Genomic DNA, 13509 nt, shown 5'->3' on the forward strand with positions numbered 1-13509 from the left:
TCTCAGGATCCCTGGCGCGATGTTCCTGGGGAACGGAGCGGGCTTAGATCGCGGAAGTGATCGAACTGTGTTCGCAGCCAACGGTGCTCGAGGTCGCGGTCGTTCGAGGGATGCCACCAGAACGCCAGGACCATCGGGGTGAGCGGAAACGGTGGTGGCACCACACGCAAACCTTGTCCACTGCCGATCGCTCGAAAGAGTCGCTCTGGGATGAGCGCGATCCGCGGCGTCGCGCGCACGAGCAGCGGCATCTCGGAAAACCTGTCGGTGACCACGGCAACCCGCTGCGCGATCGATGCCCACTCGCTTCGCTGGAACGAAGCAGGGGTAACCCGTGCGGTGTCGAAGGTCGTGACCCAGGGAATCTCACTCAACTGCTGCACGGTGGGCGGAGAGCTGAGCCTGTCGTTCGCGGCATCGGCGATGATCACCCAGCGGTCCGCGATGACGTCGACGTGCGGCATGTCTTCCGGAAAGAGCCCGTGTGGGGCCAAGACCCCGTCGACGTCCCGCGTTCGGACTTCGTAGGGCGTCAGGTCGTCGACCGCGAACGATCGAAAGACGAGGCGAACACTCGGTGCGCGTCTGGATACGTGCGCACTCCAACGCGCACCGAGAGCACCGATCCCGTAGTCGGAGGCGGCGATCACGAACCGTCGCGACGAGGTGGCGGGGTCGATGGATCGGTGTGCGGAGAAGACCTCCTCCGCAGAACCAAGAGCCTCAGCGACCAACGGCCGGAGTCGCAGCGCCAGCGGAGTGAGCTCCATGTCCTTACCGGTCCGGCGCAGGAGCTCGTCATCGAAGTGCTTCCGAAGACGCGCGAGCGACTGCGAGAGGGTTGGCTGAGTGAGGTTGAGGCGTTCCGCAGCCCGAGTCACATTCGCTTCGCGGAGCAGGGCATCGAGCGACAGCATCAGGTTCAGGTCGAGTCCACCGACGTTCACCCGACCATTCTCTCTCCGGATTGGCGGATCGGCGAACGGCTGGTGGGACCCCGCGACGACGACCAGCTCGGAGCGGCCCTTTGTACGGACGTCGCTACTACCGATACGGGCCAGAGAATGACGCCCGCAGGGCAGAGCCTGGCGGACCTGCGGAGACGCTGTATGGGCTGATCTTGCTGCGGGTCGAAGTGTGAACGGCCTTCGACTCCGCCGGGGCGAGAATGCCGTGTTTGTGCGCCGCCGACAGTGGGGTTACGGGTGGGCTCGCCAGCCGCGACAGGACGCGAGGTCTTGGCGTTGAGATGCCTGTCGAGATGTAGGCACGTATCGGGGAGCGGCCGGCGCCGCGGGCTCAGCGGAGCAAGAACAGCGTGACCGATCTGGTGGCAGCGAGGGTCAGGGCGACCTCGGGTCGGATCGGCGCGTAGCGGCTGCTGCCGAACGAGCGACCGGGCACGAGGGATCGGACCGCAACCTCCGCCGCCTGGTGGCTGATGCGAAGCGGGACTGGCGCACGGTCAGGCCTGTGCCGGTGGCCGCCATCCGAGGCCGTCACCGGCCCTCGGGTGCACGTGTTCTGTGCGGCGCCGGCCTGGTCGCGGTTCCGGTTCGTCCGGTTCGCCGACGACGCCCGGGCGCTGCGTGTTGTCGAGCCGGTCACCGGCGAGGTGCACACCGAACACGTCCTGGGCGCCCCGGGCGAAGTCAGCATCGACGATGCCCACTACGTCCGGGCCCGGCCGAGCACACCCGGTCGGGTCGGACCGCCGAAGACCGAGGTGGAGCGGGAGTTCCTGGCGTCGGGTCCGGTCGCCGAGCGGTTCCTCACCGGTGCTGCCGCGGCCGGAGTCACCACGCTCAACAGCGAGATCGGCGACCCGCTCACGCCGGCTGCGGCCCACGGCGGCCAGGAACTCCTCGCCGCGTTGGAACGGGCGTCGCCTTCGGCGGGTGGCGCGCTGATGAGGTCCGCTCGCTCCTGGGCACCGACGGCATCGCCCCGCACCCGCGGCAGGCCTCCGGACATTCGCCCGGCACCGGCCTGCATGACACGTGGGGAGCAGCGACGGAGCAAGTCCGACCAGTCCGACATCCTGGTCGGGGCTCTGATCGCGTCGGCGCATTGGTCATTGAAGAGGCCGATAGGCCACATTGCGTGCACGAATCCCCGATGCGCCTCGCCGATGACGACCGTCACAATCATCGACGGCTCGGGGAGATCGAACGTCCCGTCAGTTTCTGGCACATCCAACACCGCATCGGGCGCTCCCCGGTTGCTCCGAAATCCAAGACTGAAGCCTGAGAGGTACACCGATGGCACATCCCGTTACTCAACCGGGGCGAGGGTGGCGGTCTGCCGCCGTCGCCATGAGCGGAGCCCTGACACTCCTGGCCGGATGCTCGTCGGAGGGGGCGTCGACCGACGCGGTGACGAGTATCAGCCTGGTGACGTCTTTCTCCGGCGAGGGAAAGTCCCCGGCTCAACAGATGGCCCAGGCCTACGAAAAGGAGACGGGTGTCCACATCGAGGTCAGAAACGTGCCTCCGGATTCGTACGACCAGGTCGTTCGCACCGAGCTCCAGGGGGGCTCCGGCGCCGACATCATCGGGGCGACACCGGGTGCGCTGTTCCCCACATCCGTCGGTCCGCTCGTGGAGGCCGGCATGCTCGCGCCCATCACCGACCCTGCCGTCGCAAAAGCCATTCTTCCGGGCTCGGAACACCTCTACACCTATGACGGCAAGGTGTACGCCGCGCCGTCGAGCATTGTCGCCACCGGGCTGGTCGTCAACGACCAGGCGTTGCGGTCCGCCGGAGTCACGTCGGTCCCCACGACGTTCGAAGGATTGCTGGACAGTTGCGAGTCATCGACCGGAGACACCGCAGTTGTAGGGATCGCGGGTTCAAATCCTTCCAGCACCGCCGTGCCGGTCGCGGAACTGGCCGCGAACTACGTCTATGCCAAGGATCGTGACTGGAACCAGAAGCGGGCCGCGGGCGAAGTGACCTTCGCTGACAGCGAGGGTTGGCAGCACGTCTTCGAGGCGATCGAGGACATGGTGTCCGCCGGATGCTTCCAGGACGGCGCCGCGGGCGTCGGATTCGACCAGCTCGTGAAGGACCTGGTCTCGGGCAGCACGGCCACCGTTCCCATCCCGTCGCTCGCTGCGGCTTCGATCAGGCGGGCCGCACCCGACGTCGACGTCTCGGTTCATGCCTTCCCGCCGGCGGAAGAGAGCGCCGGCCTCCTCATCGCGGGTCCCAGCTTCGGCTACGCCATCAACGCCAAGGCGAAGCCGAGCCACCAGAAGGCAGCTCAGGAGTTCGCCAGCTGGCTCGCCGACCCGGCGAATGCCGAGATTGTCGCCGAATCCGAAGGTGGAGTACCGCTCTCGGTGGTCAACGGCGATGCGTCGGAGGTACCGGACTACTACGCGCCCATCGCTAAGGCCGTCGTCGCTGGGGACATGATGTACATGCCCAGCTACGACTGGGACAACCCCGAGGTCGCCACTGCGATGGGAACCGGGGTTCAGTCACTGCTGACCGGCCAGGGCACGGTCAAGGAAGCGCTCCAGGCCATGGACGCAGCTTGGCGCGGGGCCGAATGAGTGTGGACGAGACAACCATCCCTTCGAGCAAGGCGCGATGGAGGCGGCATCGGCCGCCAGCGGCGGAGACAGGAAAGCGGCTGATGGTGCGGAGACGGTCACGCCCTCGGCGGCCGGTGGGCCACGTCGGTGGCAACGGCGGCCAACTGATCCGATTCGGCTACTGGTGGTGGGCACTCCCGGCCATCATCGCCATGGCCACCGCGCACTACGGCGCCACCGCGGTCGGCGGATTCTTCGCCTTCACCGACTGGAAAGGCCTCGGAGGTTTCAACTTCGTCGGCCTCGACAACTTCCATCGCGTCTTCGACGACCCCAAGATGGTCACGGCACTTGTCAACACTCTCGTTTTGGCAGCGGGCTTCGTCATCGGCACGAACTGCATGGGACTTCTTCTCGCGCTCGGGCTGAATCGGGGCGTCAAGTCGCGGTATCTGTTGCGCACGCTGCTCTTCATGCCGGTGGTGCTCAGCCCGCTCGCGGTGTCCTACCTCTGGCGATTCATTTTCGACTTCCACGGCCCACTGAACAGCTTCCTCAAAACCATTGGCCAGGAGGATCTGCAGCGCATCTGGCTGGCCGACCCGACATTCTCCCTCTGGGTGGTGATGTTCGTCATGGTCTGGCAGGGAGCCGGTATCGCGATGGTCGTCTACCTTGCCGGGCTCACTGCCGTTTCAATTGAGGTCGAGGAAGCGGCGGTCCTGGATGGAGCGGGTACGTGGACGCGATTCCGGCACGTCGTTCTTCCGGCGATCCGCCCCGCCGTCACCATCTCACTCACCCTGACCACCATTCAGGGTTTGCGAGCCTTCGACCAGATCTTCGCGCTCACGGGAGGCGGCCCAGCGGGGGCGACGGAAACCATGGCAACACAGGTGTACAAACAAGCCTTCACCCTGGGCAACTTCGGGTTCGGCGCTGCCATGGCCCTGCTCCTGACTCTTGTCATCCTTGCGTTCGCGATCATTCAACAGAGCGCCTTGCGCCGAAGCAACGAGTAGGGAAGCCGATGCTCACATACACGAAGGCGACGGCCGTGCGGGAGGCGGTCCTCTGGTGCGTCACCGCTCTGTGGCTCTTTCCTTTCTACCTCCTCGTCCTGACAGCCATGAAGTCCAATGACGAGGTACTCGAAACCAGTGCCGTCGCCCCTCCGTCCAGCCTCGACTTCTCGTCCTTCACGGACGTGCTGACCTCGGACAACAATCTCGGGCGGGCGCTGATGAACAGTGCGATCGTCACCGTCGGTTCGATCGCCGGTCTGGTGCTCCTCGGCTCGCTCTGTGCATACGTCATTGCGCGGCGGACCAGCACGTGGAGCCGTGTGACGTTCTACGCGGTCCTCGTCGCCATCCTCCTACCGACCCAACTTGGCACGCTGCCCCTCTATGTGGGCGCCCGATCGCTCGGACTCGTCGGATCGGTCTGGGGTCTGACGATCCTCTGGATCGGACTGCTTCTTCCCTTCTCGGTATTCCTCTACTCAGTGTTCCTGCGTGGCCTCGGGACGGAGCTGGAAGAGGCTGCGGCGCTTGATGGCGCGTCACCCACACAAGCATTCTTCCGAATAGTTCTGCCTCTTATGAGACCCTCGACAGGCGCTGTCGCGATCCTCACCGGAATGATCATATGGAACGACTTCTTCACCTCCCTCATCTTTCTCAGCGGGTCAGGCGCACAGACGATTCCGGTGTCGATGTACTACTACGTCGGCGGCACCGTCACCGAGTGGAACAAGATTTTCGCGATCGTGATCGTCTCCATGCTGCCTATTCTCGTCCTGTACGTATTCACCCAGAAGCTTTTCATGGCGAGCTACACAGGCGGACTCAAAGGGTAGTACTGAACGGCCACCCGGCACCTCTTCACGGCCCCATAGAAGCAACCAATGACGGCCATTCAAAGCTTCGATCTTGCTTCGCCCGACCGGAATCAGTTGGTACGAATAGACCAACGCACCGTTAATACGGGCAGTTCATGGGTCGCCGCTACGGCGGAATGGGCAGGATCCCCGAGGTAAAGGAGCACATAGATGGCATGCGTTTCGAGCGGACTCATCGTGGGAGGGGGAATCGCCGGCCTGGCGTCAGCCATCGCCCTGCAACAGATCGGGGTCGACTGCGAGCTGGTCGAGATCGGCGACCTGCGTCCCGTCGGGGCGGGTATCGGGATAGCCGGTCGCGGACCCAACGCGCTCGTCGAGTTGGGCGTCTACGACGAGGTCGTCGCGACGGGGTCGATCCTCGGAGCACCCGCGCTGTACGACGCGGCGGGCTCGCTGACGGCCGCGCCGCCTCCGGAGAAGGAGATTCCGAACGGCAAGCCGGCGTTCGGGGCCTACCGGCCGGCCATCGCCGAGATCCTCAAGCAGAGGGCCCTCGAACTCGGCGCCCGCATCCACACCGGTACGTCGATCGAGTCGATCGAGGACAGCGACGACGGAGCGGTCGTCCTCCTGACCAACGGCGAGCAGCGGAATTACGACCTGGTCATCGGGGCGGACGGGATCGACTCCCGGACGCGGTCGATCGTCTTCCCCGAAGCGCCCGAACCGCGGTACGCGGGCCAGATGAGCATCCGTTGGATGATCCCCGGCGGACCGATCGACGGGGAAGGCTGGTACAACGCGGGCGAGTTCGGGCGGATGGGGTTCTTCCACCAGCCGTACCCCGACCTGATCTACGCGCCGATGAACATCAACATGCCAAGGGAGCGGCTGTCGCAGCAGGGGGCGTACGAAGTCGTCAAGCGCCTGACCGACATGTACACGGCGCCCGCCATTGTGAAGCTGCGTGAGTTCCTGACCCCGGAGTCGATCCTGATTCCTCGGCCGTACGACTGGTTGCTGCTGGAGCAGCCCTGGTACCGGGGCCGGACCTTGCTGATCGGGGACGCGGCACACGCGACGACCGCCCACATGGGGATGGGGGGTGTGATGGCGCTCGAGGACGCCGTCGTGCTCGGGCAGTGCCTCGCGGACGCCTCGTCGCTCGCGGAGGCCTACGAGAGGTTCATGGTCCGCCGGTTCGAGCGCGTGCGGACGGTGGTCGAAACCAGCGTCGCGCTGTCCGCGCGCGAGCAGGCGAACGTCCCGCCCGGCCCCGAGTCGGCGAGGCTGATGGCCGGTGCGATGGCTGCGCTGGCGGATCCCTACTGAGCACGAACGGAGCACATTGCGTTGAGCGAACATGACACGTTGATCGGCGAGCTCGCCGACCGCCTGGCGATTCAAGACCTCGTCGTCCAATACGCCAAGGCGCGCGACACCACCGATCCTGATCTCTACCGGCAGATCTTCACCGAAGACGCAGTCGTACAGCTCGAGAACGGGCTGGTGCTGTCGAACGGCCTGGAAGACATCTTGGCCAAGGTCGCCAGCGACCAAAAACGCTTCAACCCGGACAAGGCGCGAGGCGTGAACAGCTACGCGATCATGCGCCACGAGGTAGGGAACGTCACCATCACCGTGTCCGGCGACTCGGCCGGCAGCGACTACTACATCAACACGCTCGCGTACAACGAGGCGGCCAAGCGGCCCGAGATCCTCGCCTGCGGGCGCAACGAGGACGAATACATCCGGCGGGGCGGCCGCTGGTGGATCAGCCGGAGCACCTTGTTCTTCGGATGGGACAACGAGGAGCTGGGCAAGGCCCTCCAAGTGGGCCCGTACTCCCCTCCCGAGTACCTGCCGCCGATCGCCGGTATTCCGACGGCACCGACTGACCAGGAGGGCGTATGAAGATCGACGGGACCTGGCACATCACGGTCCAGACGATTGACGGCGACGTGCACAACCAGCTCGTGGCCACCAGCGACGGACTCGGGTTTGCCGGCACGCTGACCGGACCCGGCGACGAAACGCAACCGATCTACGACGGCACCTTCGACGGCAATGCAGTCAGCTGGGCGGCATCCATCACGAAGCCGGCTTCTCTGACGGTCACCTTCACGGGAACGGTCGACGGCGACCAGATGACCGGGAAGGTGCAGACCGGCACCTTCCCGGAGGCGCCTTTCACGGCCTCGCGCGAGGCCCACTCGTGACAGCGCCTGCAGAACACGGTGCAACGTCGACATACGAGAGCGAGAGGACATGGTGATGACGCAGCCACAACAGCCGGCAGAGCCCGGTGAGGTAGCCAAGAGCGAGCTGGCCCGCACGGCCCAGACCGTCTTCCTGCGGCTCGGCTTCGCCGCCGCGTCGCTGGACGAGGTCGCCGAGGAGGCCGGCTGCAGCAGGGACGAGCTGGAGAAGAGTTTCGCCGACAAGTACGACCTGTTTCTGGCCGCATTCGCCGAGCGTTTCCGCGAGCGGATGGATGGGTATGGCGAGGCGATCTTCGCCCACGAGGACATCGAGGACAGCTTCCGGGCCCTCGCGCGATTCTGGCGCGAGGGCGCCGAGCGCGACCCCGAGTGGTCGCGGATCCTGATCGAACTCCTCCTCCACGGCTCCCGCGACATGTCGATCGGCGCCCCGATGCAGGCGAAGCGCGAGATAGGCATGCAGGGACTTGCCGCGGTGTTCGACACGCTCGCGGCCAAGCACGGCATCGAGTACACGCGACCCACCGTCGAGATAGCGCTCGTCACTGGAGCGCTGGGCCGCGGCCTGGTGATCGAGCAGTTGCTCAACCCCGATTTGCCGGGCGATCTGGTCGAGGAGGCGTACGTCGCGTACCTGCGCGGGCTGACCAAGCGGTCCTGAGGCGCGACGACTGCAGAACGGTCGCTGACAGGGTCGCGGCCAAGGGCGACATCAAGAGAGAGGAAAGGCAGTTATGGGCGATTCACGAACTCCGGATGAGGTGTTCGAGGCATACGTGGCAGGTGTCAACAGCGGAGACATCGACGCGGTGATGGAACTCTTCGACGACGAGGTCACGGCTGCGGAAATGACCCGCGCCATTTGGGGAAAAGCCGGCGACAGCATGAAGGACGTGCTCCGCAATTACATCAACTCGGCGGTCATTCAGTCCGATGGATCGATCAAAGTCCTCGGAGTGGTGACGGCCGACGCATGGGTGTACGGCGTACTCGAGCTCCGGAGTCAGTTCGTGTCGTCGCTCGGTATCGAGCGCATCCGTGGGATCGACGAACTACAGGTGCAGAACGGGCTGATCACGGCATTCCAGTTCATCCCAAGCGTGAACGACGAGCAGACGATGGTGTTCAGCCGCGCCGCCGGAGGTGGTGACATCCCTGGCCCTCCCGCGGAGGGCCAGGCATAGCGCACGGCCGTCGTATTCGGGTTCTGCTACATGACAGAGACCAGATCCTTGTGACGGCTGCTACGGCGAGGTGAGTCGTCACGGTGTTGATGCCGCACCTGATCGAGTGATTCGGGTGCTCTGTTTTCGCGGGCGATGTCGAGGCGGTGGCGGTGACGCCGCGGCCGGCCTGCGTCGGCTCTTTCCACTGTGTCCTGGTGGCGGCGTCGCCGGCTGGGTGGTCAGGTCGTGATCGCGTCCGGTGCGCCTGGGAGGTCGCCCAGAGCGACCTCCCAGGCGAGAGCTCACGGACAGTGCTGTGCAAGGTGCAGCACCAGCCGTCGGCCGGTGGTAGCGATCCGGCGGGAAGGTTGATGGTCGGCGTGTGCACGGTCGCCCGCCGGGCGGTTCTCATTGCGGCGGCCACCGCGGTGGCACGGGCAGAGGTTGACCCGCGGAACCATCGCGCCCGTCACGCTGGCCGGTCATGGGTCGCAGTGCGTTGTCGGCGGACCTGTGGCAGTGGTAATCCGATCCCCTGGCCATGACCTGTCCGGTCGCCCCGGATGCGCGGGCGGTGGCGACCGCTTGCGCGAGCAGCCGGCCGTCACCGGTGTTCGAGGCGGTCTTGCCGTGCAGTGGCAGGCACGCGTGATCGCCAGTGCTGCAGTCGGCCTGTCACCTGGCGCGAAGGCGTGTACGACGAGGCGATCCGCTAGAGGCCCTCGGTGCCGTCGCGGCTACCGAGTGCACCGTGGCGGCGTACAGGCCATGGAGAGACGGCCAGGCATGTTGCGCACACCAGTCCGCATCGGCGTCAGCACGCCGAGCGCCCATACCGCCTGCCGAAAATCGCTCTGACCTCGGATGGCGGGCCATTTTCAATCAAGGGAAAAATATGTTCGCCGGTGCCGATGTCCGCCGATGCGGAGATGTCCTGGATAAGAGCAGTTGGATTGCGTCGGCCACCTTCCTGCCCATGCACCGCGCTTATGCGGCGGATCACCAGGTTGGGGTTCCCTGATCGTGACGGGCACCACAATCATGGGCTGCGTTCTCAGTAATCAGATCGGGAGTTTGCCGTGCCTGCTGTCCAGTCCGTGTTGGTCATCGGTGCCGGTTCGGCCGGATGTGCCGCTGCCATCGCACTCGCCGAAGCCGGCGTATCAGTCAATCTGATCGAGGCCCAACCAGAGGTCAATGCTCTGGGGTCCGGCATCACGCTTCAGGGCAACGCGCTGAGGGTGCTGCGACAGTTGGGCGTGTGGGAGGACGTACGGGCCGCCGGCTACGTGTTCGACACGCTCGGCCTGCGAGCTCCCGACGAGGCCGGGACACTGCTGGTCGAGCTGGATGACATCCGGATCGGTGGCCCTGACCTTCCGGCCACGATGGGCATGTACCGCCCGACGCTCGCCCGCATCCTGGTCGACCGGGCCGTCGCCGTCGGGGCCAAGGTCCGCTTCGGCACCCGATGCCAGAGCTTCGCCCAGGACGACGACGGCGTCGACGTGATCTTCACGGACGGCTCCGTGGAGCGCTACGACCTCGTGATCGGTGCGGACGGCATCCGGTCGCAGACCCGTCGCGCGATCGGCATCGACGTCGAGCCGGAGGCCATCGGCATGGGCATCTGGCGGGCGTTCGTCCCACGGCCCGCCAACGTGAACAGATCCGAGCTGTACTACGGCGGCCCGGCCCTCATGGCGGGCTACACGCCGACCGGAGAGAACTCCCTGTACGCGTTCATAGTCGAACCGCTCCAGGACCGCTCGGCCCTGACGCACACCGAGCGAGCCGCGGTGATGCACACGCTGGCGCAGGGCTATCACGGCCCGTGGGACGAGATCCGCGACCATGTCGCGATCGCCGACTCCGTCAACTACACGGCGTATGAAAGCCACTTCGTCCCGCTGCCCTGGAACCGGGGCCGCGTCGTCATCATCGGTGACGCCGCCCACAGCTGTCCGCCCAGCCTTGCCCAGGGTGCCGCGATGGCGCTGGAGGACGCCTCCGTGCTCGCCGAACTGCTCACTTCCGCCTCGAATCTGCACGAGGTGTGGCCGGCCTTCAGCCTCCGCCGGGAGGAACGCGCCCGCACCGTCGTACAAGGGTCGGTCCAGATCGCCCAGTGGCTGCGCGACCAGGAGCAGGGTGACGTACCGGCCCTGATGGCCCGCGTGGCCGGCCTGCTCTCCCAGCCCGCCTGACCAGAAAGTTCCCTGCGATATGACTCTTCTTCTCGACGACAACGCGGTGCGCGAGGTCTTTGACTGGAACACGGCCGTCGAGGCACTGCGCGCGGCCTACGCTTCGCCGCCCGGCGAACAGCGGTTTCCCGGTCGGTCGATGGCTCGAGGCGACCGCGCCTGGCTCAGGACGCTGAGTGGCGCACCCGGTGACTCCGGCCTGATGGGTGTGAAGTCCATCGCGGTGGCGCTCGACGTGCGGCGGGCCAGCTACCTGATCTCGCTGTTCGACCAGTCGACCGCGGAGCTGGTCGCGTTGCTCGACGGCCATTCGGTCACGGGCTTCCGGACGGCGGCGACATCGGCGTTGGCCGCAGACATCCTGGCGGTGCCGGGTGCGCTCACCGTGGGGGTGATCGGGTCCGGCTTCGAGGCGCAGAACCACCTACGCGCGATCGCGGCGGTCAGGAGCATCCAGGAGGTCCGGGTCTTCAGCCCACGGGCGGAGAGCCGCGCGAGGTTCGTCGAGTCGCTGTCCGACCTCAACCTGCGGCTGGAGGCCGTGGACACGGCACGCGTCGCCGTGAGCGAGGCGTCACTTGTCGTCTGTGCGGCCCGATCCCGCGACGAGTCCCCGACGCTCCAGGGCGACTGGCTCGCCCCGGGTGCCACCGTCGTCTCGATCGGGTCGACCCTCCCCGAGCAGCGTGAAGTCGACCCCGAGGTGATCCGCCGTGCGGACCTCCTGGTGGCCGACGAACTGCGCGAGGTCCTCGACGAGACCGGCGACGCGATCGCCGCACGCGCCGCCGGGATCGATGTCGAGGCGAAGTCGGTCTCTCTCGGCGATCTCGTGTCCGGGCGGGTCGGAGGCCGGGTGAAGGACGACCAGATCCTGCTCTACAAGTCGGTCGGCTCGGCGGTGCAGGACCTCGCCGTGGCCGCCATGTGCGTGACGCGCGCCGGCGAGCTGGGACTCGGATGTCCGCTGCCCATCGAAGTCCACCCCGTTCAGAAGTGACAGAAGTGAGAAGTGATGACGCTCCAAGCTGCCCAGCCGGATGCCACCGCACATGCTGCTGCTCCGCGGCACGAGCCGTACGTGAACGGGGCGTGGGTCAGCGTCGGTGACGCGGGCACCTACGACGTCGACAATCCCGCCACGGGCGAGGTGATCGCGGTCGTCCCGGCACTGAGCCGGACACAGGTTCGCGACGCGATCGTCGCCGCGGACCGGGCGCTGCCGGGCTGGCGCTCGCTTTCCGGCAAGGAGCGCTCGCGGATCCTGCGCGCATGGTTCGACCTGGTGACCGAGAGCGCTGACGATCTGGCCCGGCTGATCGTCCTCGAAGAAGGGAAGCCGCTCGCGGAGGCCCGCGCCGAGGTGGCATACGCCGCCTCCTTCATCGAGTGGTTCGCCGAGGAGGCCAAGCGTGTCAGCGGCGAGGTGTTCATGGCCCCGCAGGCGGGGGGCCGCATCGTCGTCCTCAAAGAGCCGGTCGGCGTCTGCACGGCTATCACGCCCTGGAACTTCCCCGCTGCGATGATCACCCGCAAGGCCGCGCCCGCGCTGGCCGCGGGTTGCACGATGGTGGTCAAGCCGGCGGAGCAGACCCCGCTGACAGCCTTCGCCCTGGCCGAGCTCGCCGAACACGCCGGCATCCCGGCTGGCGTGTTCAACGTCGTGACGGGACCGGCTCGCGAGATCGGTCCCGAACTGACCACGAACGAACTGGTCCGCAAGATCAGCTTCACCGGCTCGACGGAAGTCGGCCGGCTCCTGCTCGCTCAAGCCGCGGACACCGTCAAGAAGGCGTCGATGGAACTGGGCGGCAACGCCCCGATCATCGTCTTCGACGACGCGGACCTGGAGACGGCGCTCGACGGTGTCATGACCGCCAAGTTCCGCAACTCCGGGGAGTCCTGCATCGGAGGCAACCGGGTCTACGTCCAGGCCGGCATCTACGAGGAATTTGCCGCCGCTCTCGCCGAGCGGACGGCCGCCCTCCAGGTCGGCGCCGGTCTCGACGAGGGCGTCCGGATCGGCCCTCTGATCGACAAGGCCGCCGTCGCGAAGGTCGCCGAGCACATCGCCGACGCGGTCGAAGGCGGGGCCCGCGTGCTGACCGGTGGCGGCGCACATGCCCGCGGAGGCCTCTTCTTCGAGCCGACCGTGCTGGCCGACGTGCGGCCGGGCATGCTCGTGACCCGCGAGGAGACGTTCGGGCCGGTTCTGCCGCTCCTCGAGTTCCACGACGAGGCCGAGGTCGTCCGGTGGGCCAACGACACGGAGTTCGGTCTCGCCGCGTACCTCTTCACCAAGGACGCCGAGCGGACATGGCGCGTCGCCGGCGCCCTGGAGACCGGGATGGTCGGCATCAACACCGGCCTGATCTCCAACGAGATGGCCCCGTTCGGAGGCATCAAGCAGTCCGGGCTGGGCCGCGAGGGCTCTGTCCACGGCATCGACGAATACCTCGAACTCAAGTACCTCGCCTGGAACAACGCCCGGACATCGCCCGGCGCCCACTGAAAGCACCGTCCACC

The 13509-nt window shown here is 66.4% G+C and carries 13 protein-coding genes; 11 read left to right on the forward strand and 2 right to left on the reverse strand.

From position 1 onward, the window contains the following. Positions 1–2: 2 nt before the first annotated feature. Together ACSMXV_RS05660 and ACSMXV_RS05665 are read right to left on the reverse strand one after the other, a co-directional pair. Positions 3–947: a LysR family transcriptional regulator gene (locus ACSMXV_RS05660; RefSeq protein WP_473176598.1), complete on the reverse strand. Its 945-nt coding sequence runs from the start codon at positions 945–947 to the stop codon at positions 3–5. 518 nt (positions 948–1465) lie between these two features. Next, positions 1466–1849, reverse strand: coding sequence for a hypothetical protein (locus ACSMXV_RS05665; protein WP_473176599.1), 384 nt, complete (start codon positions 1847–1849; stop codon positions 1466–1468). Positions 1850–2315: 466 nt separating this feature from the next. On the opposite strand from ACSMXV_RS05665, the gene ACSMXV_RS05670 reads away from it, so the two are divergent. From ACSMXV_RS05670 to ACSMXV_RS05720, 11 genes are all read left to right on the forward strand, one after another. Further along, positions 2316–3560, forward strand: coding sequence for an extracellular solute-binding protein (locus tag ACSMXV_RS05670; protein ID WP_473176600.1), 1245 nt, complete (start codon positions 2316–2318; stop codon positions 3558–3560). A 116-nt stretch (positions 3561–3676) separates the two neighbouring features. Then, entirely contained in the window at positions 3677–4564 is an 888-nt protein-coding gene (locus tag ACSMXV_RS05675; protein ID WP_473176601.1) for a carbohydrate ABC transporter permease, read from the forward strand. An 8-nt stretch (positions 4565–4572) separates the two neighbouring features. Beyond that, positions 4573–5403 (forward strand): carbohydrate ABC transporter permease, encoded by an 831-nt coding sequence (locus ACSMXV_RS05680; protein WP_473176602.1) that lies wholly within the window; start codon positions 4573–4575, stop codon positions 5401–5403. A gap of 192 nt (positions 5404–5595) precedes the next feature. After that, positions 5596–6720, forward strand: a complete 1125-nt coding sequence (locus ACSMXV_RS05685) for an FAD-dependent monooxygenase (RefSeq protein ID WP_473176603.1) — start codon at positions 5596–5598, stop codon at positions 6718–6720. Between the two features lie 39 nt (positions 6721–6759). Continuing rightward, the gene (locus ACSMXV_RS05690; protein ID WP_473176604.1) at positions 6760–7302 is read left to right on the forward strand and encodes a nuclear transport factor 2 family protein; all 543 of its coding nucleotides are present in this window, start codon (positions 6760–6762) and stop codon (positions 7300–7302) included. After that, complete coding sequence (locus ACSMXV_RS05695) at positions 7299–7607, forward strand: hypothetical protein (RefSeq protein WP_473176605.1); 309 nt, start codon at positions 7299–7301, stop codon at positions 7605–7607. The genes ACSMXV_RS05690 and ACSMXV_RS05695 overlap by 4 nt, the downstream gene beginning before the upstream one ends. Before the next feature lie 55 nt (positions 7608–7662). After that, positions 7663–8271, forward strand: a complete 609-nt coding sequence (locus ACSMXV_RS05700; RefSeq protein ID WP_473176606.1) for a TetR/AcrR family transcriptional regulator — start codon at positions 7663–7665, stop codon at positions 8269–8271. 73 nt (positions 8272–8344) lie between these two features. After that, a complete protein-coding gene (locus ACSMXV_RS05705; protein ID WP_473176607.1) occupies positions 8345–8794 on the forward strand; it encodes a nuclear transport factor 2 family protein in 450 nt (149 codons plus the stop codon). A gap of 1061 nt (positions 8795–9855) precedes the next feature. Then, positions 9856–10983, forward strand: a complete 1128-nt coding sequence (locus ACSMXV_RS05710; RefSeq protein ID WP_473176608.1) for an FAD-dependent monooxygenase — start codon at positions 9856–9858, stop codon at positions 10981–10983. 19 nt (positions 10984–11002) lie between these two features. After that, positions 11003–11983 carry an ornithine cyclodeaminase family protein gene (locus tag ACSMXV_RS05715; RefSeq protein ID WP_473176609.1) on the forward strand — a complete coding sequence of 327 codons (981 nt, stop codon included), beginning with the start codon at positions 11003–11005 and terminating at the stop codon, positions 11981–11983. 15 nt (positions 11984–11998) lie between these two features. After that, complete coding sequence (locus ACSMXV_RS05720; RefSeq protein WP_473176610.1) at positions 11999–13495, forward strand: NAD-dependent succinate-semialdehyde dehydrogenase; 1497 nt, start codon at positions 11999–12001, stop codon at positions 13493–13495. Positions 13496–13509: the final 14 nt, after the last annotated feature.

Source organism: Streptomyces sp. DSM 42067 (assembly GCF_055792885.1).